The following is a 23,341-nucleotide window of genomic DNA, read 5'->3' as shown; positions in this document are numbered from 1 at the left end:
TTAACTATAAAGAAAAAGATTCTCCACATCCGCAAGTTCTTTGCGCATTTGGATTATTGAACACAAATCCTTTTCCATTTAATCCTCCTGAAAATTCTAAAGTGGTTCCAATCAAATAAAGAAAGCTTTTTTTCTCTACAGCAACTTTTACATTATTGTCTTCAAAAACCTTATCGTTTTCACTAATTTCATTATCAAACTTTAATTCGTAAGACAATCCTGAACAACCACCGCTTTTAACACCTACTCTTACATAGTCCTTTGTAGCATCAAAACCATCGTCTTTCATCATTTCGATGATTTTTTTACTAGCAGTATCAGATACTTTAATCATAGCCTATACTTATTTTGATTTTGTCTAAATTAACTGCAAATATAGTTCATATAATGCTTATAACAAGAATTCGTAACATTTTTATAACTTATAAACGTATAACTTTTTTTTATATACGGCTTTACCTTAGCATTTATAGGTAATTTTTGTAAATTGCAAGAAAAAATTAAAGATGAATTTATACCCTATAGAAGCTGGGAATTTTAAATTAGATGGAGGAGCCATGTTTGGTGTTGTACCCAAAACAATTTGGAATAAAACCAACCCTGCAGATAGTAATAATTTAATTGATATTGCGGCTCGTTGTTTATTAATTGAAGAAGGAAATCGTTTGATTTTGATTGATACAGGAATGGGTGACAAACAATCGGATAAATTTTTTGGGTACTATAATCTGTGGGGAAATCATTCCTTAGATAAATCCCTTAAAGAAAAAGGCTTTCATAGAGATGATATTACAGATGTTTTTATGACGCATCTTCACTTTGATCATTGTGGTGGAAGTGTAATTTGGAACAAAGATAGAACTGGTTATGAAGTTGCTTTTAAAAATGCTAAATTTTGGACCAATGAAAATCATTGGGAATGGGCGACACAACCAAATCCGCGAGAAAAAGCTTCTTTTTTAAAAGAAAATATCATTCCAATGGAAGAAAGTGGTCAGTTGCATTTTATTACAAGACCTGAAAATGGGTTTGTTGAAAAAAGCGAATTAAATTTTGGTATCTTTTTTGCAGATGGTCATACAGAAAAGCAAATGATTCCTATGATTACCTATAAAGACAAGACCATTTGTTTTATGGCAGATTTATTACCCACTGCTGGACATATTCCTTTGCCTTATGTAACGGGATATGATACAAGGCCTTTACTATCAATGGATGAAAAAGATGTTTTTTTAAAAAGAGCTGTGGCAGAAAATTTTTATTTATTTCTAGAGCATGATGCCCACAATCCAATAATAACATTGCAAAACACAGAGAAAGGAATTCGGTTAAATGAGGTGTTTTCTTGTGAAGAAATCTTAAAATAGTGTTAATACATTAGTAAAATGTAACTTTTAAAGCAGATTTTTGTCAAATACTAAATAAAATAAATATATAATTTAAAATAAATGAGAAATTTAAGACCAATTTATTTTTCTACTGCATTAGCTTTAGTTTTAGCTAGTTGTGGTGGTACCAAAGCAATAATTTCAACACCACCTGTTAATATTGATAACTTACCGCTAAAAGTAACTCCTTTAGCTGAAAATGATTTAAAAAGATGGAGTCACTTGGATTTAGTTAAAGATACGGTACCAGGAATGAGTGTGGATAAAGCGTATGCAGAATTATTAAAAGGTAAAAAAAGCACTACTGTTGTAGTAGGAATTGTTGATTCGGGAGTTGATATTCGTCACGAAGATTTAAAAGGTGTAATTTGGGTTAACCCTAAAGAAATTGCAAATAATGGTAAGGATGATGATAACAATGGTTATGTGGATGATATTAATGGATGGAACTTTTTAGGAGATAGTAATAACGAGCAATTAGAAATGACTCGTATTGTGAAGCAAGGACCTGGAACGCCAGATTATGATAAAGCAAAAGCAGAATTAGACGCAGAGGTTCAAACGGCTATGCAAAGAAAGCAGTTTTATGAAGGGCTTTTAAACGCTGCCAAAGAATTACAAGAGTATCTAAAAAAAGAAGATTTTACAGAAGCTGATTTAAAAGCCATGCAAACAGATAATGAGGCTTTAAATAATTACAAAGAGTTTTTCTTACAAAGAGTTTTTCCTGATGGAACTGTTGCTGAATTTAAAGAGCAAGTAAAAGGGGGAATTGATCATTTTGCGGACCAATTGAACTATAATTTTAACGTAGATTTTGATGGGCGTTCTATTGTGGGTGATAATCCTAATGACATTAATGATACTAAGTATGGAAACAACAATGTTATTGGTCCAGATCCAGAAGATGCCAAACACGGAACTCACGTATCGGGAATTGTAGCTCAAGTTCGTGGAAATAATAAAGGAGGTGACGGTGTTGCAAATAATGTAAAAATTATGGCAGTAAGAGCAGTTCCAAATGGAGACGAGTATGATAAAGATATTGCTTTAGGTATTCGTTATGCTGTAGATAATGGAGCAAAAGTAATTAATGGTTCTTTTGGTAAATACTATTCTCCTCATAAAGAATGGGTGCAAGATGCTTTAAAATATGCAGCATCAAAAGATGTTTTAGTAATTTTTGCTGCTGGAAACGATTCTAAAGACTTAGATGTGGAAAACAAGTATCCAAGTGACTCTTATGATGGTGCTCCAGAAATTTCAAATAATGTTTTAATTATTGGTGCATTAGCTCCAAGTTATAGTTCAAAAATGGTTGCTAGTTTCTCAAACTACGGTACAAAAAATGTTGATATTTTTGCACCTGGAGTTAAAATTTATGCAACTACACCAAATCAAACTTATGAATATTTACAAGGAACCTCAATGGCTTCTCCAAATGTTGCAGGTGTTGCTGCTTTAATACGTTCTTATTATCCAAAATTATCTGCAGCACAAGTAAAACAGATTATTATGGAAAGTGGTACACCTTTGAAAAATGAGGTTGCTGTAGGAGAAGATCAGCATAAAGCGAATTTTTCTACCATCTCAAAAACAGGTAAAATTGTAAATGCATATAATGCTTTATTAATGGCAGAACAAATGTCAAAATAATGCTCTAACTCTTATAATATCAATAAACCACAAAGAAAAACTCGCGTTTCCCTTTGTGGTTTTTAATTTTAAAAAATATGAAAAAACTAATTGCATTATGTTTATTCTCTTTTGTTGGATTTAGTCAAAATAACCCTAATCCAGGTTATTGGCAACAACATGTTGATTATAAAATGGAACTGGAAATGAATGTGAAAGATTTTAAGTATAAAGGCGTTCAAGAGTTGGTTTATAGTAATAATTCAAACGATACCCTTCAAAAAGTTTTTTATCATTTGTATCCTAATGCTTTTCAACCAGGAAGCGCTATGGATTCGAGACTGCAAACTATTTCTGATCCAGACGGTAGAATGGTGAGAACGTTCAAGCAAGCAGATAAAGAAGTTAAAGAAAGTAGAATTAGTACTTTAAAACCAAATGAAATTGGGTATTTAAATGTAGCTAATTTTATGCAAAATGGTGTCGTAGCGAAAACAAAAGTTGTGGGTACGGTATTAGAAGTCACTTTAAATCAACCCATTTTACCGAAACAAAAAAGTACTTTTACTTTAGACTTTGAGGGACAGGTTCCTTTACAAATTAGAAGGTCGGGAAGAAATTCTGAAGAAGGTGTAGCTTTATCCATGACACAATGGTATCCTAAAATGGCTGAATACGATTATGAAGGTTGGCATGCTGACCCCTATATCGGAAGAGAATTTCACGGAGTTTGGGGTAATTTTGATGTTAAAATTACCATTGATAAAGAATATATCATAGGTGGTTCTGGCTATTTACAGAATAAAAACGAAATTGGACATGGTTACCAAGATAAAGGAGTTGAGGTGAAATATCCAAAGAAAGCAAAAACACTAACATGGCATTTTATAGCGCCTAATGTACATGACTTTGCTTGGGGAGCTGATAAAGAGTATGTTCATGATATGATTTTAGGTCCAAACAATGTAGAATTGCATTTTTTCTACAAGAACAAACCCGAAAACTTAGAAAACTGGAAGAAACTACAGCCTAAAACAGCCGAGTTATTAGATTTTTACAATAAAAATGTGGGTCAATATCCTTACAAACAGTACTCGGTTGTACAAGGTGGTGATGGTGGAATGGAATATGCAATGTGTACGCTTATTACTGGTAATAGGAGCTATGGTAGTTTAGTAGGAGTTACAGCCCATGAGTTTGCACATTCTTGGTTCCAACATATTTTAGCCTCAAACGAATCGAAACATGAGTGGATGGATGAAGGATTTACTTCATTTATTTCAGATTTGGCTATGGAAAGTGTATTGCCTCCTGCAGAAGGAAAAGAAGAAAATCCATTTGAAGGGGCTTATAATAACTATCGTTTTTTAGTAAAAACAGGAACGGAACAACCTTTATCTACTCACGCAGATCGTTATGATTTTAATAGGAGTTATGGTATTGCAGCTTATAGTAAAGGAGAAATTTTCTTGTCTCAATTAGGGTATGTGATAGGTGTTGAAAATCTGATGAAAACTTTAAAAAGATATTACAGTGATTATAAATTAACGCATCCAACTCCTAATGATATTAAAAGAAGTGCCGAAAAAGTTTCAGGTGCTAATTTAGATTGGTACTTGTTAGATTGGACTCAAACAACAAACACTATTGATTACAGTATTAAAGAAGTTACAGATGAAAATGCTAAAACTAAAATTACATTGGAAAGAATTGGTAGAATGCCAATGCCCATTGACTTATTAGTAGTGTATGAAGATGGATCACAAGAAACATTTTACATTCCAAATACGTTAATGCGTTGGGAAAAACCAAATCCGTATTCTATAAACAGAACAGTTTTGAAAGGTTGGGATTGGGCGGCACCTACTTTTTCATTTACAATTGATAAAGTGAGTACTACCATTCAAGCAGTAGTGATAGATCCAAGCGGATTAATGGCTGATGTAGATTTGTCAAACAACGTTTATGAAAAAAAATAATGAAATTTAAACGTATTAAAAAGGGAATCACTTCCAAGTGATTCCCTTTTTAATTTTAATTCATAGAATTAATTCGAATACTGGCTTTAACTAATGCTAACGCCTTAATCTTTGTAAGTTCTACATCTTTATCTTGGTGGTGTTTGTTCTGACTAACTAAACGAACATGTCCTTGATGTTCAGATTTTTGAATATATTTTACGGTAATGTATTCTTCTCCACTCATGTCCATACTTAATAAATACATTTCACCCCAAAAAATTTCATTTTTGATATCATTAACTTCTTTGTATAAAACAATATCTCCACTTTTTAATAAAGGATACATACTGTCGCCCGTTACATAAACTGCACCATCACATTTAGGCAATCTTGGGATTGAAATATAATCTAAAGGTGTTTGTGTGGTTCGGTCTTGAAATAAAGGAACCAAACCAGCAACTGCTTCAATATCGTATAAGGGAATTTGTTGCGACTCTAAATTTTTGTCCGTTCGTAGTGGAAAAGTATCAATGCTCTTGTTAAGCAAAAAATCTTCGCCCTGTTTAAACATAGATCCTTGTCCAGTAACTAACCAAGTTGGGTTTAAATCTGAATATTGTGACAAAATATTTTCTATCACGTTGGAACCTATGCTTTTACCTTCTTTTACTGCTTTAGAAATGCTGCCTCTTCCAGCGCCCAAGCTGTTTTCAAAGGCATAATAACTTAATCCTTTTTGGTCAATATATTGACCTAATCTTTCTGAAACCATGGTAATAGCGTTTAAAGTTTATACAAACTTACGAAAATTTTCATTTTAAAATTGAATATAATAGATTTTTTTCATTTATAATTAGATAACAGTCAGATAAATATCAATTATTTTGAAAATTTTCTTACTTTTGTTTGTATATTAGATTATTTTCTTCTATATTTGCATTGTAATTGATTTTAAGCATCATTTACTTAGAATATATTCTTCATTTAAAAGGTTGCGCAGCCTTTTAAACCAAACTTTACCTTAATTATTTTATAAAAATGAGTACACAAATTAAAAACACGCTCTTCCGTTTTGTAACAATGAGAGCTCCACAATTAACAAAAGATGTCGAAAAAAATGAACGTTTTATTTTTAGAAATGAAGATGGAACACTTGGTTTTTTTGATGAAATTGTGCAAAATAAGCCAATCAGCCAAACGAAATGGCAAGCAATGAAAGAAGCTGCTACTAATTTTACTTTCTTGAAATTGGATGAAATTAAAGCAATTGATAGAAAATTATTTGATTTTAGTGACTGGCTAATTGCGAATAGAGATAAAGTAACCCAGCAGGAATTAGATACTCAAATTGTTGGTCTTACAGCTATAACAGACAAAGCTGCTTTAACGCAATTATGGGATAATTTATTTTATCAAACAGTAACACAGAATGATTTCTATTGTAAAGAAGCAAGTATGCAATTGCTTATTTCTAATCACTTGATTTCTAAATATGATAGAATTAATTTTGATCAAGCAAAAAGATTGATTAATGCTAAGATAGTTTTCCCTAAAAAATTATTTATTGAAGAAAAAGAAGTTGCTGAAAATTCTCCATCTAAATCTCTTAGTAAATTAACAGGTGACGAAGTGTTTGAAACGGTTGCTTCTGATGAAATGGTTAATCAACAAAGAAGAGCTGAAGCTATTTTAAAAAAAGAGCAACTAAAAAAATTAGAATTTGAACTTAAAGCTGTTCATAGAAAATATAAAAAAGAATATGAAGCAGCCTATGAAGTTGCAAAAGAAGAACATTTACTAATAATAAAGCCATTAAGAGAAGAATATGAAGCAAAATTAGAAGAGGCCAAAAGGGCATGGTGTGCAATTAAAGACCCTCAAGTTTCTTATGATCCTTTAGACCCTTGTCAACAACCAGAATATGTTAAACAACCAGAATATCCAAAATTCATTTTCAATTACAATGAGATTTTAGATACCAATTATTTATCTCAAAATTTATCTGAAGAAAGTTTTGAAGCCTTATTAGAACTTACAGGTAAAGACTTTAGTCCTGAAAAAAATTTGAGTAGAATGGATGCTTCAGCTTTTGAATTAACAGATGTTTTTGAAAACTTTGAAGATTTACAACAATACATTTCAATTGAAACAGGAAATAATCAGGAAATAATTAATCAAAATACTTTTATTAATGAAAATACGAGTGTATCCATTGGAGGTGTATTAATTCCAGCGATAACAGCTCCTGCAAACACTTTTGGTTTTGTAATTTGTCCAAAAACATTTTCTATAAGAAAGTATTTTAATTGTGATTTATCTATTCAAGTACCTGACCACTCTTGGAATTTATCTAAGTTTGAATATACTTTAGAGAAAACTACTGGTAATTATAATAATAACGGTTTAGTTTCTTATAGTATTTCAAGAGTTGGTAATACAATTTATATAAATAATATTCAAATTGGTAATCCAACAATAATCAATGAACCTGAGATTACCAGTTTTAGAGGAACTATCACATTTACTAATGGAAGAAAAGCTTTTGTAGAAGTTCCATCTTTTCATTTGCAAACCTGTTTTAAAGGTAAAATTATTCTTGAAAGTATCGAAGATGAAATTGGAAACTTAACCGATGAATATGAGGTATTTGTTCCAAGTGGTTTTGGAGTAAAACAATTGGGTATAACGGATTATAAAAAAGTAGAGCAAACCACACACAGTTATATTGAAGGAGAAGTTGCACATATTGAAAATATAATGGCTCGCGAGTACAAAGACAAAACTACTCGTAAACTTCGTAGAAATGAGTTAACAAGTTCAACTTCAAATGAGAATGAGCATGAAAAATTATCTGACACAAGTACAACTTCACGCTTTGAAATGCAAAATGAAGTAGCTACAGTTATTCAAAATAATAAAGACTTTTATGCTAATGCTAATGTGAGTTACCGACCTATCCAAGAATTAACATTAGGGGCCTCAGCAGGTTTTGCAACGAATAGTTCAAAAGAAAACAGTACCCGTCAAGCTATTACACAAGCAAAAGAAATTACTGATAAAGCTTTAGACAGAATTGTAACCAAGGTAAAACAAGAGCGTATTGAAAAAATAATGGAAGAGTTTGAAGAAACAAACTCTCATGGTTTTGATAATCGAAATGGTGATAAACATGTAGTAGGAGTTTACAGATGGGTAGATAAAATTTATAAAAATCAAATTGTGAACTATGGTAAGCGTTTGATGTTTGAATTTATGATTCCACAACCTGCTAAATTGCACACTTTAGGTTTAAAATCGGGTTTAGGTGGTAGTAAGTTAATTGAGCCAGTTGATCCTAGAGTTTATGATAAAGAAAATAAAGGTTCTAATTCGTTAAACCTTTCTGATTATTCAAAAATCAACGAAAGTACTATAAAATTTTGGGCAAGTAAATACAATGTGGAAATTCAATCAAATCCAGCCGAAACCATTCACATTGGAAAGTCGTTCTCAAATAATACAGTCTCTTCTGGTGGATATCAAGACGGACATGAAACTTTTCATGCCAAGGAAAATTTAAAAATTCCTGAAGGATATTATACTAAAAACGCTCAGGTTTCATGGGCGAGTATTGAAGATGGCGATTGGAGACAAGCACATGGAATGCATTTTGGAATTGGAAATTTACGATTTACAGATAAAGCACAAGCTTATCCATCACCAACATTTAGTCAACAACTAAAAAGGTTTGAAGGAGAAATTCCTTTATCAGTATATTATTTGAACAGTTTCGTTTTTAATGCTACTGCAACAATTGAATGTGGAGTAACTCCAGAGTTTAAACAAAAATGGCAACAAGAAACCTTCAAGGCAATTATCGATGGTTATGAAGAAGCTTTGGCTGTGTATAATGAAAAATTAGCTCAAGAAAAAGCGCTAGGCGTTCAAATAAAAGGAACAAACCCAGGCTTCTATCGTGAGTTTGAAAATAAAATTTTACGCAAAAACTGTATCTCTTATATTATTTCTCAAAATCCAAATTCCAAATTTACTTATGGAAGAAATGATTTAAGCAATAATGAAGATACTTTTGAAAAGTATGAAGTGAATGTTAATGAATCATTAGATAAATATACCTCTTTTGTAAAATTTATTGAGCAAGCTTTTGAATGGGACATTTTATCGTATCATTTATACCCTTATTATTGGGGTAATCGTTCCGATTGGTCAAGTTTATATCAATATGACGATACTAACGATCCTTTGTTTAGGAATTTTATGCAAGCGGGCATGGCAAGAGTAGTGATAACTGTTCGTCCAGGTTTTGAAGAAGCGGTTCGTTATTATATGCAAACAGGCCAAATTTGGAATGGAGGAGAAGTTCCAGTAATCGAAGATCCTATGTACTTATCCATTGTCGATGAATTAACTGAAATTAAATCAGAAAAAGAAGGAAAAGCTTGGTGGTCTCGTGTACCTACAGCTATGACGATTTTGCAAGCAGAAAGTATCGGTCTAAATGTAGAAAAAGCGTTACCTGAGAATGAAGATTTTGAGGATTTTGAAGACCCAACTAGTGTACCAAGATCACAAGGTATTTCGATTTCTCAAGCACAAATAGGAGGCGAAAACAGTAGTAAAACCGCAAGTTTAGCCGGAAAAATCATAGGAAATCAAGGTGTTGTATCTAAAATTCTTTTAAAGAAAATAGATGGTACAACACAAGATCTTACCTATTGTGATAGCAACGGAATTTGGAAGTTGAATCATTTACCAGCAGGAAGATATGAATTGTTACTTGATGCTGAAAACGACTTTCCAACAGATTCTTTCATTGTCACAGAAGGAACCAAAGAACTAGTTGTTGAACTTGTTAACGAGACAACCGTTGAAGTAAATCTAGTGGTTAAAAAGCTATAATTCCTTTATTGTTTAACTCAAAACACCCTGCAAATTCTATAGCAGGGTGTTTTTTTAATCAAATTACACTTATGTATGCATATGAATATGGATTAAAAAATTTCCATTTTGAATATAGAACAGGCTCTAGTATCGCTGTTTTTAATGACGATATTGAAATTCTAAAAGACCAAAATGAAGTTGAAAATGAAAATCAAATTGTAGAAGTATTGAAAGAAGTAGTATATGATGTTGAAAAGCAAAGAATCTACTTAAAAGATAACCCAGCTACGATTAATAGAATAGCAGTTGAATTTTATTTAGAGTATTTGGGAAATATCGATTTGTATTTCAATGAAAATTTTATTGTTAAAAAAGAAGTATTTAAATTTAATAACAAATATTACTACAGCGAGGCCATTGTATTAGACGAAATTGTTGTATCAGCACAAGCAAAACCAACTATAAAACCAGCCATAAAGAAAATAGATTTGTTTGAAAATTTCAATTCTTATCTTGAAAAAATCGAAACGAGAATGACTTTTTTTATTGCTAATGATGGTGCTAAACTAGAACTAGCGTACTTGAATATTGATGCAGTTTTAGAGAATGAAATTGTATTTTTTATCGAGCGAAATGATTTGTTTAATATCATTGGATCGACCATTAGAGTAAAAGTTGGTAGTAATATAACAAGCGCTACTAAAATAGATAAAAGAGAATTAAAACTATTTCTTCAAATGTTTCTTTTGCATTTTAATGAAGAAAAAATAATTACCGTTCTGAATGAACAATTCAAAGAAAAGGAAAAAGATATTTCTTATTATATAAAAAAAGGCCTGTTAAACACCTATAATCAGGTTGTTAAAATTGAGACCGAGTTTTTAAACCTAACTAGTGAAGCTTTAGAAAATGTAATTGAAGGTTGTGAAAAAGACTTAAAATTAAGTGATGACAGATATCTGTATTATAAAACATCTAAAGATCAAGAGGGAAATGAGAAAACAGTTAAAAATGAAAATTTTAAACCGCTTATTCCTATTGATTTTTTTGAAAAACTGGAAAAGAACAATGAAAAATTCGATTATGCCAAAGCCATTGCTCCTGCCATTCATTATCTAGAAGAAATTATTCAAGCAATACAAAATAAAGTTGCTCAAGTAAACATAAAGTCTATTAGAGACTACATCAATAAGAAAATGAACGGTTTTTTAGAGTTAATCCATAAAATTCCTAAATTTTTAAAAACGTTTATCGACAAAACTATCGCGCTATCCAAAGACTATTTGTTATTTGTTAATGGTTTAATTGTTGGGACCATTAATAGTTTAGTAGATACATTATCAGGTATTTTTTTTATTATAAAAATAGTAGTCGATTATAAACAATTTAAAAACACTCAGACAGATAGATTGGTTGCAACTCCTTCGTCTTTTTTTGGATTGTTAATAGAAATGGTGGAAAATTTATTTGAGTTTTATTTCAAATTATTCTCTTTTAAAAATTTAGAAGCATTTGTGAAATTTTCAAAAGATGTGATTGTTCTATTAGTTACAGCACCTTCTAGAATAAGTATAACGGCAGACAAAGTAGGCTATTTCTTAGGCTTTATTGTAGGATTTATTATTGAAGAAGTCATTTTAGCTTTTGCTACAGGTGGTGTAGGAGCGGTTGCTAATTTGTTTACCAAAATAGCAGCCACCACGAAGACTGTGATAAAAACAGGTTTAAAAGCGTCCAAACGATTTGTTGACGAACTAGGAAAAATTTCCAAAGGCATGTTGCACACCGTACTCGAAATTATTCATCATGTTAATGCAAAAGCAGCCAATTTTTCCAAACTTTTAGACGAACTCTATGCGATTTTAGAAGAAGTTGTTTTAGGCGCTATAGCCTTGCTAAAAGCTAAGTTTGATGCGCTTTTTTCGCCCAAAACCCAAAAAGCCTTACGAGAAGCGGGTTTTGGACCTACAAAATTTGCAGACAATTCGTTAACCATTTGTAAAATATAAATAAGATGCTCACAAGTATAAAAAAATATTTTTTTTCGTTATTTTTAGCGAAGAAAAACAACATACGTTCTTATCCTGGTATAAAAATTGTGGTACTCAAAGACCGAGGAATTATTTTAGGATGTTTTGTAACAAAACAAGTAGGAAATGAGTATCAAATTGTACATCAAAAAACAGGAGTTGCACTTTTTAAAGGTAAATCTGAAAAGGAACTCAATAAAATAGTTAACAAATGGACAGAGGAAGCTAAAAGAGCAGGAAAATCTCTTGATACTTATATTGATGAATTGGTTGATATTGAAAATGATATTATTAATAGAATTATTAAAGGAAGATTCACAAAAAAAACTTTAAAATCAAATATAGATTTATTAGATGAAGCTGGAAATACTCTTTTCAGATTAGCAAAGGAAGATTATGAAAGTTTTATAAATTTTGCAAAGAAAACTTCAAAAGAGAGAAAAAAGATTATTGATGAAGTAAATTTAAATCTTAAAAGTAGTGGAAAAAAATACAATCCTGAAAATGCTAAATTAAAAGGGTATGAAATTCCTAAAAGTAAAGTAGGTACTTCACCAGATTTTTCTACAACGCCACAGCATCTTTATAATAATAAAAGTATAGTAAAGATTAAGATAAAAGGCGAAAGAAATCTTGATTTTATTGAGTCTTTTAAAGTAATGGGCGTAACCGATAAAAAAATGATGAAAACAATTCTAAAAGATTATACTTGGCATCATTTAGATGATTTAACAGCTGAATTGGAATGTACAATGCAATTGGTTTTACGTGAAGCACATGAAGCCACTTATGGACATTTTGGTTCAGCTGGACAAGCAAAAAAAGTAATACCTTTAAAAAAATATTTATAATTATGAACAATTTTATACTGACAGAAATTTCAGTAACAACTTTAGATATTTCAAATTTGGAATTTGAGATAGGAATGATTTTACCTGAAAAATATAAAGAACATATTCTAAAATTTAATGGAGGATGCCCTGATGAGAAAGACTGTTATAAAGGAAAAGTAATTGCGCACTTTTACCCTATTAAATATGGAAAATCTCCTTTGGAAAAATCATACGATAGGATAAAAGATTTGTTACCAAACAAATTTTTAAATTTTGCATATGATGGAGGAGGAAACCCTTTTTGTTTCGATCTTAAGAATGGTAATAATTATGGTAAAGTATATTATTGTCCAATGGATATGGGAGAAGTAGAACCTGAGTTTTTAGCAAATTCATTTGAAGAATTTATGAATGGGTTAACTGAGGATTGTGATTATTAAAATGGATAATTTTAAAATCTAGTTTTTAAAAGTACAGTAAATTTACTGTACTTTTTTGTATAATTATTTTTTAAAATAGCACTTTTTAAAGGTAAATCTGAAAAGGAACTCAATAAAATAGTTAACAAATGGACAGAGGAAGCTAAAAAAGCAGGAAAATCTCTTGATAATTATATTGATGAGATAGCTGAATTAATACCAAGAATTGATGAAGGTTTTTGGAAAGTAAAAAATAAATACGGAACAGAATTAGTGTGGATGTATGAAACGAAAGAACAAATTATAAAAAAAGCTGATAATTTTATTGAAAAAGCAAAAAATGCTCATAAATTAATGCTTGAAAGAGGTTTGAATTTTACCCAAATGGGTACGAAACAACAAAATTTACTTTCATCAGGTTTAGAAGCTGAAGTTATTAAAGAGTTTGCTAAATATGATGAAATTTTAGAATTTTCTAATCCAGTATTGAAAGCTGGTGGTAAAGCTGGAGAGTTTGATGGTTTAGTTTCAGAATATTTAATAGAAGTAAAATATAATGTTTCTGGAGAAACAAAATCAGGTAAATTTTTAGAGCAATTTGAAAAATATATAAATCGTAATCATAAAGATTATATAAATGTAGAAAATAAGAAAGTTGTTTTATTCATTAAAGAATTTTCAAAGGGTGGAAATGTTAATCAATCAGTATTGAAACAATTACAAAAAAAAGGAGTAATTATTATAACAGAATTATCACAAATTAAAAAATTATACTAAGTATGTCACAAGAAATAAGATTAATAAATAAAAACTTTATTGAACCTAATGTTTTTTCTGAAAAAATATTAGGAATTATAAAAATGAGAGGATACGATATTGAAACAAGTAATGATGAGTTTGGAATTATTTATAAAGTTTATAATTCAAATAAGAGTGATTTTTTTAGTATTGATCTTCCTAATGTAAAGGATTTTAATAAATACTTGAACTATTCCGACAATAAATATGGTGTTTTGGTTCAGATTAGTTTTTCTAATCATGTTGAAGAAGAGGATTTAGACAATTTTATTTTTCCATTTATAAAAGACATAATTGATTTTTTTCCTACTATTTTAATTGAAACAGGTTCAGATGATTATTATACTTATGAAGAATTTATAAAGTTAAATGAAGAGTAATTTTAGGAAATAATTAATACAATGATTAATTAAAAGCTGTTTTATAATAAACAGCTTTTTTTGTAAATTACTTTTAAAATAGCACTTTTTAAAGGTATGTCTCAAAAGAAAATAGATAAAATAATCTACAAATGTACAAAGGAAGCTAAAAAAGCAGGAAAATCTCTTGATACTTATATTGATGAGATAGTAAGTCAATTTGAAAAATTTAATTTTGATAAAGTAAAAATTATACTTGGCAAAAACACTATTTCAAAAGCGTTAGATATAAATAAAGATTTAAATAGACATAAAGAATTTAAGAAAGCTTGTGATAGTTGTAATCCAATGTTGGAACACTTTAATATAATTGAAGATGTAACAGAACTAAAAATATAAAAAATGAGTTTTACAAAAGAAATGGAAAATCACCTAAAAACTATGGGATGGGATCCAAACAGAAAGATAACGACCTATGATGAATTTATGGAGAGATATAATTATCCAGAATTTATTAGAGAATTTATTAGAACGTATGGTGGTTTAAAAATTTTAGAATTGCTCGAAAAGGAAGATTCAAACGTTGTAAATAGAACGTCATTAAATCCATTAGATTCGGATGGAATGGGAGCAAATTCAGTTGCAGAAGACTGGGCAACAGATTTAGGAAGAAAACTTTATGTAATAGGTCTATATTCTCCTGAAAATTTTGATATTGCAGTTGATGCTAATGGTGCTGTGTATTTTTTAGGTCAAGATTGTTATTGTTTAGGAAAGAATATTTTTAAAGGATTGGAGAGTATTATTCGTATTGATCAATGGTCTTCAATACAGTTAGATGCTAAAGATCCAACTTCGGGTTTATGGTATATCTCCAAAGATAAAGCAGTAGACTTTGATACTTACGAATTTAAGTATAGAACTTTTTAAAATTTAAAGCTGTCTTCGGGCAGCTTTTTTTATGCCCAATAAAATAGCACTTACAATTATTATCTTTGAAAGCTGAGTTAACGGCAACCATCAAAGGAGGTTTACGCAAAAGTGCCAAAGAAGTTCTAGAACATACTGATGAGTTAAAGAAAAAGTTAGACAATCTCGTTATAGAAGAAAATAACTTAAAAAGAAAACTAACCAATGATGAGATTGATGATTTTTTTAAGCATTTGGATGAGGTTGCTGGTTTTAAAAAAGCAATAAATCAATACAGAAAAATAGTTTATTCTAAAGGACTTAGGGGTGAAGCAAATTTAACTCTAAAACAAAAAGATGAAATTTTAGAATATGCAAAAAAATATAATATTGATGAAAAAAATATTGATTTTAAGGATGGAATTTCTGATCATGAAACAGGTTATTCTTTAATGTTTGGGTTAGATAGATTAGTTATAAATACAGATGTTATGCCAGGTAAGTTTAATACAGCTAATTCAAGGTTAAGTTGGAGGGCAGCAATTGCTCATGAATTGGAAGGACACCGTTTAGCTGCCTTAAATAACAAAACTTTTTTTGATTCAAATTTATCAGGAAGTCAAAATAATTTATTAGAAGAAATGCAAGCAAGTATTAGAGCAAGTAAACATGGAAAAGATTTAAATAAGGTTGACCGTTTAGATTTATTAGATGACGCTTTAGAAAGATTTAAAAGTCATAAAGATATATTAAAAGGAAGTAAATATGAAAACTATAATTTCGAACAAATAACACAATTATTATGGATTACAAAAAATTAAAAATAATACAATTAGACAAATTAAATGATAATGTAATAGTAGGAGTAAATTTTAGAGATGAAAACACTAAACTAAAAGCTATTGATAAAGATAAATCATTTTTTTTAGACGAATTTAAAAATAAGAAAATTAGAATTGAAGGAAGTAATTATTCAAAAGAAGCTAATATTATTGATATAGAAGTGTCATCAAATATTGCTGAGATGAAAATGATACATTTTTTAACAGATTTAAAATCAATAGATGAGATAAAAGAAAACGATAATGTAGAAGTTTTATAAGCTTACAAAACCACCCGAAGGTGGTTTTTTTATGCCTAATAAAATAGCACTTACAATTATTATCTTTGAAAGCTGAGTTAACGGCAACCATCAAAGGAGGTTTACGCAAAAGTGCCAAAGAAGTTCTAGAACATGCTGATGATGTAAAGAAAACCGCAAAAAATGCAGATGAAGCTAAACAAATTGATGAGGTAATTGAACATCTATATCAATATTTTGATGTAATTAGTTCTTCAAAAATTATTTATAAAGAAACTAGAGGATTAGAAAAAATTTATCTTGAAGGTGGAAGATTATTTGAATTTGAGAAAAAAGTAAAATATCTTGATGAATTTGAAAGAAAAAAGTTTGAAATTTTTGTTCAACATGATAGAATCATAGATAAAAACGGTAAACTATTTGACACTAATGGGAGTATTGAAATTGGACTTGAAGGCGAAAATATTGTTTCAAACAAATCAATATATGTAATGTCGGAAACTGGGGAAATATATATTTCTAAGAGTAATGAAATTGGTAAATTTCACCATTCTAGTTTCTTATCTGGGAGTAAGATAGCAGCTGCAGGAGATATTATAATTGAAAATGGAATTATTAAACAAATCACTAATCATAGTGGTCATTACAGGCCTATTTTTGAAAATGTTAAAAAAAATATGTTAAAAGAACTATCGGAAAGAGGTTATTTTTCAACAGGAAATAATATAGTAGAAAATTTAATTTTTAAACAAGCATTTTAATTATGGAAGAAAAAAAGTTAGAGACAGCAATTCATAATGCAATATTTAATAAAGATGTTAAAGGTATTAAAAAAATAAAAGATTTTTATAAAGATGCCCTAGAAGATATCGATTTATCTAATTTAAAAATTGATTATATTGAAGATCAAAAAGTGGTTTTTGAATGGATATTGGAAAATCCTGATTATAATTTTAATGCTTTATTTGATGGATATTTTTCTCAATTTTATACCAATCAAGAATTATATGACTATTTTAAAGTTTATACCAAAAAACTAATTTTTATGTTAGAAAAATATAATAAAAAAGACTACTTAATTAAAGTATCAGAATTATAAAGTAGAAATCCGCCTTAGGGCGGATTTTTTTTATTCAAAAAAACGAACATTGACAATTATCTTTGACTGGAGAATTATCCGTTGCCATCAAAGGAGGTTTACGTAAAAGTGCCAAAGAAGTTCTAGAACATACTGATGTTGTAAATCCGTGTTATCGGGATTATGGTATGTTTCGAAAGATAAAACAATCCACTTTGATACTTATGAGTTTCAATATAAAAAGTTTTAAAGTTTTCTATTTGTAAGACAAAAGCTAAAATCTAAACCCGTTATGAGGCGATCGCTTTAAATTTTATATTATCAGTAAATCGTACAATTATCACAATGCGTATTATAAACAGAAAAGAAATTCTTATTGAAGAATTCCTTTTTTGTTGTGTATTGAAGTCAACATTATTTCGTTTTCTTCACATATTGTGTCAATATCACTATGTGTTGGTTTTCAACACGGCCTTCAATTTGCTCCGCATTATCCCAAACTAATTTAATATTGTGCACCGCAGCACCTCTTTTTGCTGTGAAATTCGCTCCTTTTACATCCAAATCTTTAATAAGTACTACCGAATCTCCATCTTCAAGGATATTCCCATTCGAATCTTTATGAATAATTTTACCTTCATCATCGTCACCTTCTCCTGTTGCTTTTGCCCATTCTAAAGCTTCTTCATCTAAATACATCATTTCAAGCATGTCAATATTTTTTAATCGAGCATGCATTCTCCAGGAAACAATTTGAACGGGTAGGTTTTCATTCCACATCGATTCATTCAAGCATCTCCAATGATTTAAATCGATTTCTTCTAGATTTTCTATTTGAGCAATACAGGTTTTGCAAGCTAAAATAGAATGTTCTAAACTTTCATCCGTATACGGTGCTACATTGAAAACGTGTAAATCATGTTCGTTACCACATAATTCACATTGTACGTTACTTCTGTCTTTTAGTTTCTTTTCAATTACACTCATTCTTATAAATTAAAGCTGGCTCCTATAGAAAAGTTGAATTGGTTGTTGTATTTCTCAAACCCTACAGGGTCATTATCATACATAGCAATTGGGAATTGCACTTCAGAGTAAATACCAAATCCTTCTGAAAAGAAATAACGAGCCCCTAAATGAGCTCCAAAGTTTTTTACCCCTATATTCAAACCAGGATAAATGTCAATTTTTTCTTCGATATTTAAGATGTCTGCAATATTAGCACTAAACCTTGCGCGAATATCAAAACGATCATCAAAGTTCGGTTTCTCTCCTAGAACCTCTTCGATACCTAATAAATAAGCAGCTGTAAAACCGAAAGACATATTTTTGCCTAATCCATTATCATAGGTAGCAATTATTCCAGTTCCTTTTTCTTGGAAATTGGCACCCACTTGAAATTTTTTGTCTCCTTTACCTGAGAAAACCTGCGCATTAGATAAAGCAAATGTACCTAAAGCCAATATAAGTAATACTTTTTTCATTGTGTTTTATTTTGGTACAAAGATAAAAATATTAGTTAATTTCTCCCTCTTTCATTTGGATAAAGCATATGTAGTGGGTCGCTTTGCCAATATTCTTTACTATCAATATCTAAAACAGTTAAAGGACCTTTAAAGGCAGCGCCAGTATCTAAGTTCCAAATGTTGGCAACATTATAAGGAACTGTTTTGCCTATTCTAGTAACTGGGGTATGCCCAATATAAATTTCATGATATAATTTTAAACGATTGGGATAATACACACTATCTCTATTTAAGTTTGGGTTTAATGCCAAAGCACATTCCCATAGTGTTCTGTCCCAATAAAACAAAGGTTTAAAATACTCAAATTCAACCCCTTTTAAATTGGTGAAACCAGCATGTATAAACAATCTGTCATCTTCATCTATATAGTAGTCTTGGAGAGTTTCTAAAAATAGGATATGTTTTTGTATGGTTTCAGGATTAATTTTATGATACGCTTCAATGGTCGATTCACCTCCATGATGAAACCATTCATTATTAAATTGTTTGGTTTTCAAGTAGTTTAACAACAAATCATCATGATTTCCCTTTAAAAAAACACAATTTTGATTGTTATTTAACGTTATAAGATAATCTATAACTTTATCAGATTCACTCCAGCCATCAACATAATCTCCTAAAAAAATTATTTTATCTTCTTTTTGAAGATGACAACGATTTAAAACTTGTTGTAACCCTTTTAAGCCTCCATGGATATCTCCAATAACAAATCTTTTCATTTTTAACTAAACAATTAATAAACAGAATACTACACACTAAAACTTTAACAAAATCGGCAGAAAACTTGTAAAATTAAAATTTTGTAACACCTTATTTTTGAATCAACAAAAATAAGGTGTTACAAAAATGTATTGATAATACTATAGTTTGTTAAAATAATTAAAAATAACTATATAATCAAATTTAAATTTTAGAAGTATGAAAAAATCAATCTTTACTCTAGTGCTTATTTTAATTGCATCTCTATTCGTTGTTTCTTGTACAACAGATTCTTACGATGCAGATATGGAAAACAATGCTGCAAATATTCATGCGGATGATACAGGAGAAACAACACAAACAGATCCTATCATTATCCCTAAAAAAGACTAATCACACCAAAATTTATTTTAAACTAAATTCTTATGAAAAAAATTATCCTTATGCTAGCTGTGGTTTTAATTGCTTCTTTATCAAGTGTTTCTTGTACAACAGATTCTTATGACGCAGATATGGAAAATAACACGACTAATATTCATGCGGACGACACAAATGAAACAGCTCAAACCGATCCAATTATCATTCCTAAAAAAGATTAATCCCCAAACCCCATTTTAATTTTTAAAGTTTAATACTTATGAAAAAAACAATCCTTACCCTAGTAGTTATTTTAACAATGTCTTTATCCATTGTTTCTTGTACAACAGATTCTTACGATGCAGATATGGAAAATAATGCGACTGATGTTCATGTAGGTGATACAAATGAAACTGTTCAAACCGATCCAATCATCATTCCTAAAAAAGATTAATCCCCAAACCCCATTTTAATTTTTAAAACTTAATACTTATGAAAAAAATAATCCTTACCCTAGTAGTTATTTTAACAATGTCTTTATCCATTGTTTCTTGTACAACAGATTCTTACGACGCAGATATGGAAAATAATGCTTCTAATGTTCATGCAGATGATACAGTAACAACTGTTGAAACCGATCCTATTATCATTCCTAAAAAAGACTAAGCTTGAATTTTTAATTTTTAAAACTTATTTTTATGAAAAAATCACTACTTGCTCTAGTACTTATTTTTATAGTTTGTTTATTAAGTGTTTCTTGTACAACGGATTCATATGATTCAGATTTAGAAAATAATGCAACAAATGTTCATGCTGACGATGCAACGGTAACTGTTGAAACTGATCCAATCATCATTCCAAAAAAAGATTAACCCCAAAACAAATTCTAATTATTTTAAAACTTAATACTTATGAAAAAAATATTTCTCCTTTTAGTAGTTGTTTTAGTAGTGTCTTTGTCTGCTATTTCTTGTACGACAGATTCTTATGATGCTGATATGGAAGAAAACACTACAAATATTCATGCTGATGATACCAATGAAACGACTCAGACGGATCCAATCATCATCCCTAAAAAAGACTAAAAAAGCTATCTATATATAATAATTTAAAAAGTATCTCATGAAAAAAGTAATCTATTCTTTAAGTATCCTTTTAGTAATATCTTCTTCAATAATATCTTATTTAACTGTAACTATTAATTCAAATAGTAATGAAGTTGCTCAGGAAAACAGAACCAATCAAATTGTACTTCTAGGAGAAGGAAATTCTTATAATCCAATACTAATTATTAAAAACGATTAATGCGTGTAAGAAAATCATTAAATTTGTGTGTGTACATAAATTAATATTCTAGTGCTTGAAAAAAATTATTTCAATACTTCTTTTTTTACAGTTTATATGTTGCTCTGATGGTAAAAATCAAGAGTTGATACTTGATGCTCAAAATCAAAAAATTAACAATTATCTTTCTTTGGCTCAAAAAGAGACTATATCAAAAGAAATGCGAATTCGATTTGGAGACCTAGCCTATCAAGCTATTAAAGGGCAAAAAAATGATTCTATTACGAGAAGGAATTACTTTAAAGTAGCCAATCGTTATTTTCCTCTTTATGAGCTTGAAAAATATAAAATGGTTACCAATGAAGTTTTAGCTTTAGGTAAAGCGAGTAACGATTCTGCAACTGTAGCAAAAGCGCTATACTATTTAGGGGACTATTTCTTCGAAAATGCAAAAAATGATAGTGCCTACTGGTATTATAACAACGCTGAAAAAATTTATAACAAAATTGATGATAAAGAGAATTTAGCCAATACAATTTTACACAAAGCCTATGTTTTACTTTATGAAAAAGATTTTTTAGGAAGCGAAACAGCGACGATTAAAGCGTTGGATATTTCGTTGAGTATTTCAGATAAATTACTTGTATATCAATGTTATGGAAATTTAGGTAGTGCTTTATCTGGATTAGGTAATTATGAAAAAGCCCTTTATTATCACGAAAAGGCCTTGTCACAAATTGAAAAATTAAAAGACAACTATTTGTACGAAGACTTTAAAGCGCAAACTTTTCACAACATTGGTTTAGTGTATCAGAATAACAATCAATATAAAAAAGCATTAGAAAATTTTTCTGAAGGGTTAAAAATTGAAAATTTACTTAAAAAACAACCTGTATTATATTCCGCATTACTTGATAATTATGCCTATTGTAAGTTTAAATTAAATAACAACGAGGGTTATGATGAGTTAAATCGCGCTTTATTTTTAAGAGATAGTATTAATAATATTGCTGGAATTATAAAAAGTAAAATTCATTTAACCGAATATTATCTGTTAAAAGCTAATAAAACGAAAGCATTACAGCTTAATAATGAAGCATACACCCTTGCCGATAAATCTAATTATAACAAAGAAATACTTAAAACCTTAGATTTATATACTAAAATAGATCCTTCTAATGGCCTAAAGTATGCCCAAAAATACATAAAACTCAGTGATAGTCTCTATGATTTAGAAAGAGCAACAAGAAATAAATTAGCCCGTATAGAATATGAAACGGACGAAATTATTCATGAAAACTTAGAAATTTCTAGTGAAAAGAAAACCATACTAACGGTATCCATCTTAGTCGCTTTCATTGGTGCTTTATTGTTTGTAATTCTCTTTCAAAGAGCCAAACAAAAAGAATTATTGTTTACACAAGAACAACAAAAAGCCAATGAAGAAATATACCAACTAATGCTCGATCAACAAACGAAGATTGATGAGGTAAAAAACATTGAGAAGAATAGAATTGCTAGAGAACTACATGATGGAATTATGAATAAACTAGCCAGTACGAGGTTAAATTTATTTGTTCTTACTAAAAGAAATGATGAAGAAACCATAAAAAAATGTATTGGCCATATTAATGAAATTCAAAATATTGAAAAAGAAGTTAGGGTAATTGCTCATGAATTAAGCAATGATACTTTTTCTGAAAAAGGAAATTTCAAAACCATTCTTACAGAATTATTAACGGAACAAAACGAACTTTATCCAGCAAATTGTATTTATGAAATTGACAAAGAGATTGTTTGGGAAAATATTGATATTGAAATTAAAATGAATCTATATCGAATATTACAAGAAGCATTAAATAATTGTAATAAATATGCCAATGCAGAAAATATTTACATAAACATAGATAAACAAGAAAAAATTGTAACTTTACAAATAATAGACGATGGAGAAGGTTTCAATACCAATAAAGCAAAGAAAGGAATAGGAATGAAAAACATGTTCCAAAGAACAGAATCTGTGAAAGGAGATTTTAATATTACTTCTGAAATCGGCAAAGGCACTAAAATAATAATCAAATTACCAATCAATTAAAATTATAA

At 29.6% G+C, this 23,341-nt stretch carries 28 protein-coding genes; 23 read left to right on the top strand and 5 right to left on the bottom strand.

Going from position 1 to position 23,341, the window contains the following annotated elements; genetic code table 11:
• Positions 1 to 4 precede the first annotated feature (4 nt).
• Positions 5 to 334 carry an iron-sulfur cluster assembly accessory protein gene (locus NHF47_RS02475; RefSeq protein ID WP_252763438.1) on the bottom strand — a complete coding sequence of 110 codons (330 nt, stop codon included), beginning with the start codon at positions 332 to 334 and terminating at the stop codon, positions 5 to 7.
• 172 nt (positions 335 to 506) lie between these two features.
• On the opposite strand from NHF47_RS02475, the gene NHF47_RS02470 reads away from it, so the two are divergent.
• From NHF47_RS02470 to NHF47_RS02460, 3 genes are all read left to right on the top strand, one after another.
• Complete coding sequence (locus NHF47_RS02470; protein ID WP_252763437.1) at positions 507 to 1,367, top strand: MBL fold metallo-hydrolase; 861 nt, start codon at positions 507 to 509, stop codon at positions 1,365 to 1,367.
• An 81-nt stretch (positions 1,368 to 1,448) separates the two neighbouring features.
• Entirely contained in the window at positions 1,449 to 3,044 is a 1,596-nt protein-coding gene (locus NHF47_RS02465; protein WP_252763436.1) for a S8 family peptidase, read from the top strand.
• Between the two features lie 77 nt (positions 3,045 to 3,121).
• On the top strand, positions 3,122 to 5,002 hold the full coding sequence (locus NHF47_RS02460) for a M1 family metallopeptidase (RefSeq protein WP_252763435.1): 1,881 nt from the start codon (positions 3,122 to 3,124) through the stop codon (positions 5,000 to 5,002).
• A 55-nt stretch (positions 5,003 to 5,057) separates the two neighbouring features.
• Here the strand turns inward: NHF47_RS02460 and NHF47_RS02455 are convergent, their stop codons facing one another.
• Positions 5,058 to 5,756, bottom strand: coding sequence for a helix-turn-helix transcriptional regulator (locus NHF47_RS02455; RefSeq protein ID WP_252763434.1), 699 nt, complete (start codon positions 5,754 to 5,756; stop codon positions 5,058 to 5,060).
• Positions 5,757 to 6,022: 266 nt separating this feature from the next.
• Here NHF47_RS02455 and NHF47_RS02450 point away from each other — a divergent pair, with 266 nt between their 5' ends.
• From NHF47_RS02450 to NHF47_RS02395, 12 genes are all read left to right on the top strand, one after another.
• Positions 6,023 to 9,883, top strand: coding sequence for a hypothetical protein (locus NHF47_RS02450; RefSeq protein WP_252763433.1), 3,861 nt, complete (start codon positions 6,023 to 6,025; stop codon positions 9,881 to 9,883).
• A gap of 71 nt (positions 9,884 to 9,954) precedes the next feature.
• Positions 9,955 to 11,874 (top strand): hypothetical protein, encoded by a 1,920-nt coding sequence (locus NHF47_RS02445; protein ID WP_252763432.1) that lies wholly within the window; start codon positions 9,955 to 9,957, stop codon positions 11,872 to 11,874.
• A 5-nt stretch (positions 11,875 to 11,879) separates the two neighbouring features.
• On the top strand, positions 11,880 to 12,746 hold the full coding sequence (locus tag NHF47_RS02440) for an HNH endonuclease (RefSeq protein ID WP_252763431.1): 867 nt from the start codon (positions 11,880 to 11,882) through the stop codon (positions 12,744 to 12,746).
• 2 nt (positions 12,747 to 12,748) lie between these two features.
• Positions 12,749 to 13,168 (top strand): SMI1/KNR4 family protein, encoded by a 420-nt coding sequence (locus tag NHF47_RS02435; protein WP_252763430.1) that lies wholly within the window; start codon positions 12,749 to 12,751, stop codon positions 13,166 to 13,168.
• A 258-nt stretch (positions 13,169 to 13,426) separates the two neighbouring features.
• Positions 13,427 to 13,924, top strand: coding sequence for a hypothetical protein (locus NHF47_RS02430; RefSeq protein WP_252763429.1), 498 nt, complete (start codon positions 13,427 to 13,429; stop codon positions 13,922 to 13,924).
• Between the two features lie 2 nt (positions 13,925 to 13,926).
• Complete coding sequence (locus NHF47_RS02425) at positions 13,927 to 14,325, top strand: hypothetical protein (protein ID WP_252763428.1); 399 nt, start codon at positions 13,927 to 13,929, stop codon at positions 14,323 to 14,325.
• Between the two features lie 96 nt (positions 14,326 to 14,421).
• Positions 14,422 to 14,703 carry a hypothetical protein gene (locus NHF47_RS02420; protein WP_252763427.1) on the top strand — a complete coding sequence of 94 codons (282 nt, stop codon included), beginning with the start codon at positions 14,422 to 14,424 and terminating at the stop codon, positions 14,701 to 14,703.
• A gap of 3 nt (positions 14,704 to 14,706) precedes the next feature.
• Complete coding sequence (locus NHF47_RS02415; protein ID WP_252763426.1) at positions 14,707 to 15,234, top strand: SUKH-3 domain-containing protein; 528 nt, start codon at positions 14,707 to 14,709, stop codon at positions 15,232 to 15,234.
• Between the two features lie 65 nt (positions 15,235 to 15,299).
• Positions 15,300 to 16,034 (top strand): hypothetical protein, encoded by a 735-nt coding sequence (locus tag NHF47_RS02410; protein ID WP_252763425.1) that lies wholly within the window; start codon positions 15,300 to 15,302, stop codon positions 16,032 to 16,034.
• Complete coding sequence (locus NHF47_RS02405; protein ID WP_159779758.1) at positions 16,016 to 16,315, top strand: hypothetical protein; 300 nt, start codon at positions 16,016 to 16,018, stop codon at positions 16,313 to 16,315. The genes NHF47_RS02410 and NHF47_RS02405 overlap by 19 nt, the downstream gene beginning before the upstream one ends.
• A 65-nt stretch (positions 16,316 to 16,380) precedes the next feature.
• Positions 16,381 to 17,055, top strand: a complete 675-nt coding sequence (locus NHF47_RS02400) for a hypothetical protein (RefSeq protein WP_252763424.1) — start codon at positions 16,381 to 16,383, stop codon at positions 17,053 to 17,055.
• Positions 17,056 to 17,057: 2 nt separating this feature from the next.
• Positions 17,058 to 17,393: a hypothetical protein gene (locus NHF47_RS02395; RefSeq protein ID WP_252763423.1), complete on the top strand. Its 336-nt coding sequence runs from the start codon at positions 17,058 to 17,060 to the stop codon at positions 17,391 to 17,393.
• Positions 17,394 to 17,786: 393 nt separating this feature from the next.
• On the opposite strand, the gene NHF47_RS02390 is transcribed toward NHF47_RS02395, so the two are convergent.
• From NHF47_RS02390 to NHF47_RS02380, 3 genes are read right to left on the bottom strand one after another with little or no spacing between them, the layout of a single operon-like run.
• Positions 17,787 to 18,359, bottom strand: coding sequence for an alkylphosphonate utilization protein (locus tag NHF47_RS02390; protein WP_252763422.1), 573 nt, complete (start codon positions 18,357 to 18,359; stop codon positions 17,787 to 17,789).
• Positions 18,360 to 18,361: 2 nt separating this feature from the next.
• On the bottom strand, positions 18,362 to 18,856 hold the full coding sequence (locus NHF47_RS02385) for a DUF6646 family protein (protein ID WP_252763421.1): 495 nt from the start codon (positions 18,854 to 18,856) through the stop codon (positions 18,362 to 18,364).
• A gap of 35 nt (positions 18,857 to 18,891) precedes the next feature.
• Positions 18,892 to 19,617: a metallophosphoesterase gene (locus tag NHF47_RS02380; protein WP_252763420.1), complete on the bottom strand. Its 726-nt coding sequence runs from the start codon at positions 19,615 to 19,617 to the stop codon at positions 18,892 to 18,894.
• A 199-nt stretch (positions 19,618 to 19,816) separates the two neighbouring features.
• On the opposite strand from NHF47_RS02380, the gene NHF47_RS02375 reads away from it, so the two are divergent.
• Genes NHF47_RS02375 through NHF47_RS02340 form a run of 8 tightly spaced genes read left to right on the top strand, consistent with a single transcriptional unit; the run spans position 19,817 to position 23,333 of the window.
• Complete coding sequence (locus NHF47_RS02375; RefSeq protein ID WP_252763419.1) at positions 19,817 to 19,990, top strand: hypothetical protein; 174 nt, start codon at positions 19,817 to 19,819, stop codon at positions 19,988 to 19,990.
• A 32-nt stretch (positions 19,991 to 20,022) separates the two neighbouring features.
• On the top strand, positions 20,023 to 20,196 hold the full coding sequence (locus NHF47_RS02370) for a hypothetical protein (protein ID WP_252763418.1): 174 nt from the start codon (positions 20,023 to 20,025) through the stop codon (positions 20,194 to 20,196).
• Positions 20,197 to 20,234: 38 nt separating this feature from the next.
• Entirely contained in the window at positions 20,235 to 20,408 is a 174-nt protein-coding gene (locus NHF47_RS02365; protein WP_252763417.1) for a hypothetical protein, read from the top strand.
• A gap of 38 nt (positions 20,409 to 20,446) precedes the next feature.
• Entirely contained in the window at positions 20,447 to 20,620 is a 174-nt protein-coding gene (locus NHF47_RS02360; RefSeq protein ID WP_252763416.1) for a hypothetical protein, read from the top strand.
• A 32-nt stretch (positions 20,621 to 20,652) separates the two neighbouring features.
• Positions 20,653 to 20,826, top strand: coding sequence for a hypothetical protein (locus NHF47_RS02355; protein WP_252763415.1), 174 nt, complete (start codon positions 20,653 to 20,655; stop codon positions 20,824 to 20,826).
• A 39-nt stretch (positions 20,827 to 20,865) separates the two neighbouring features.
• Positions 20,866 to 21,039, top strand: a complete 174-nt coding sequence (locus tag NHF47_RS02350) for a hypothetical protein (protein WP_252763414.1) — start codon at positions 20,866 to 20,868, stop codon at positions 21,037 to 21,039.
• 37 nt (positions 21,040 to 21,076) lie between these two features.
• Positions 21,077 to 21,259: a hypothetical protein gene (locus NHF47_RS02345; protein ID WP_252763413.1), complete on the top strand. Its 183-nt coding sequence runs from the start codon at positions 21,077 to 21,079 to the stop codon at positions 21,257 to 21,259.
• 55 nt (positions 21,260 to 21,314) lie between these two features.
• Positions 21,315 to 23,333: a tetratricopeptide repeat protein gene (locus NHF47_RS02340; protein WP_252763412.1), complete on the top strand. Its 2,019-nt coding sequence runs from the start codon at positions 21,315 to 21,317 to the stop codon at positions 23,331 to 23,333.
• Positions 23,334 to 23,341: the final 8 nt, after the last annotated feature.

This window comes from Flavobacterium sp. NRK F7, assembly GCF_024054195.1.
GTDB lineage: Bacteria > Bacteroidota > Bacteroidia > Flavobacteriales > Flavobacteriaceae > Flavobacterium.
The sequence above is the reverse complement of the archived record's forward strand: the minus strand, read 5'-3'. Positions and strand labels throughout refer to the sequence as shown.

Bases quoted from the DNA above. Each gene is read 5' to 3' on its own strand.
- NHF47_RS02475 (WP_252763438.1), bottom strand. From the start codon at position 334: ATGATTAAAGTATCTGATACTGCTAGTAAAAAAATCATCGAAATGATG.
- NHF47_RS02470 (WP_252763437.1), top strand. From the start codon at position 507: ATGAATTTATACCCTATAGAAGCTGGGAATTTTAAATTAGATGGAGGA.
- NHF47_RS02465 (WP_252763436.1), top strand. From the start codon at position 1,449: ATGAGAAATTTAAGACCAATTTATTTTTCTACTGCATTAGCTTTAGTT.
- NHF47_RS02460 (WP_252763435.1), top strand. From the start codon at position 3,122: ATGAAAAAACTAATTGCATTATGTTTATTCTCTTTTGTTGGATTTAGT.
- NHF47_RS02455 (WP_252763434.1), bottom strand. From the start codon at position 5,756: ATGGTTTCAGAAAGATTAGGTCAATATATTGACCAAAAAGGATTAAGT.
- NHF47_RS02450 (WP_252763433.1), top strand. From the start codon at position 6,023: ATGAGTACACAAATTAAAAACACGCTCTTCCGTTTTGTAACAATGAGA.
- NHF47_RS02445 (WP_252763432.1), top strand. From the start codon at position 9,955: ATGTATGCATATGAATATGGATTAAAAAATTTCCATTTTGAATATAGA.
- NHF47_RS02440 (WP_252763431.1), top strand. From the start codon at position 11,880: ATGCTCACAAGTATAAAAAAATATTTTTTTTCGTTATTTTTAGCGAAG.
- NHF47_RS02435 (WP_252763430.1), top strand. From the start codon at position 12,749: ATGAACAATTTTATACTGACAGAAATTTCAGTAACAACTTTAGATATT.
- NHF47_RS02430 (WP_252763429.1), top strand. From the start codon at position 13,427: ATGTATGAAACGAAAGAACAAATTATAAAAAAAGCTGATAATTTTATT.
- NHF47_RS02425 (WP_252763428.1), top strand. From the start codon at position 13,927: ATGTCACAAGAAATAAGATTAATAAATAAAAACTTTATTGAACCTAAT.
- NHF47_RS02420 (WP_252763427.1), top strand. From the start codon at position 14,422: ATGTCTCAAAAGAAAATAGATAAAATAATCTACAAATGTACAAAGGAA.
- NHF47_RS02415 (WP_252763426.1), top strand. From the start codon at position 14,707: ATGAGTTTTACAAAAGAAATGGAAAATCACCTAAAAACTATGGGATGG.
- NHF47_RS02405 (WP_159779758.1), top strand. From the start codon at position 16,016: ATGGATTACAAAAAATTAAAAATAATACAATTAGACAAATTAAATGAT.
- NHF47_RS02395 (WP_252763423.1), top strand. From the start codon at position 17,058: ATGGAAGAAAAAAAGTTAGAGACAGCAATTCATAATGCAATATTTAAT.
- NHF47_RS02390 (WP_252763422.1), bottom strand. From the start codon at position 18,359: ATGAGTGTAATTGAAAAGAAACTAAAAGACAGAAGTAACGTACAATGT.
- NHF47_RS02385 (WP_252763421.1), bottom strand. From the start codon at position 18,856: ATGAAAAAAGTATTACTTATATTGGCTTTAGGTACATTTGCTTTATCT.
- NHF47_RS02380 (WP_252763420.1), bottom strand. From the start codon at position 19,617: ATGAAAAGATTTGTTATTGGAGATATCCATGGAGGCTTAAAAGGGTTA.
- NHF47_RS02375 (WP_252763419.1), top strand. From the start codon at position 19,817: ATGAAAAAATCAATCTTTACTCTAGTGCTTATTTTAATTGCATCTCTA.
- NHF47_RS02370 (WP_252763418.1), top strand. From the start codon at position 20,023: ATGAAAAAAATTATCCTTATGCTAGCTGTGGTTTTAATTGCTTCTTTA.
- NHF47_RS02365 (WP_252763417.1), top strand. From the start codon at position 20,235: ATGAAAAAAACAATCCTTACCCTAGTAGTTATTTTAACAATGTCTTTA.
- NHF47_RS02360 (WP_252763416.1), top strand. From the start codon at position 20,447: ATGAAAAAAATAATCCTTACCCTAGTAGTTATTTTAACAATGTCTTTA.
- NHF47_RS02355 (WP_252763415.1), top strand. From the start codon at position 20,653: ATGAAAAAATCACTACTTGCTCTAGTACTTATTTTTATAGTTTGTTTA.
- NHF47_RS02350 (WP_252763414.1), top strand. From the start codon at position 20,866: ATGAAAAAAATATTTCTCCTTTTAGTAGTTGTTTTAGTAGTGTCTTTG.
- NHF47_RS02345 (WP_252763413.1), top strand. From the start codon at position 21,077: ATGAAAAAAGTAATCTATTCTTTAAGTATCCTTTTAGTAATATCTTCT.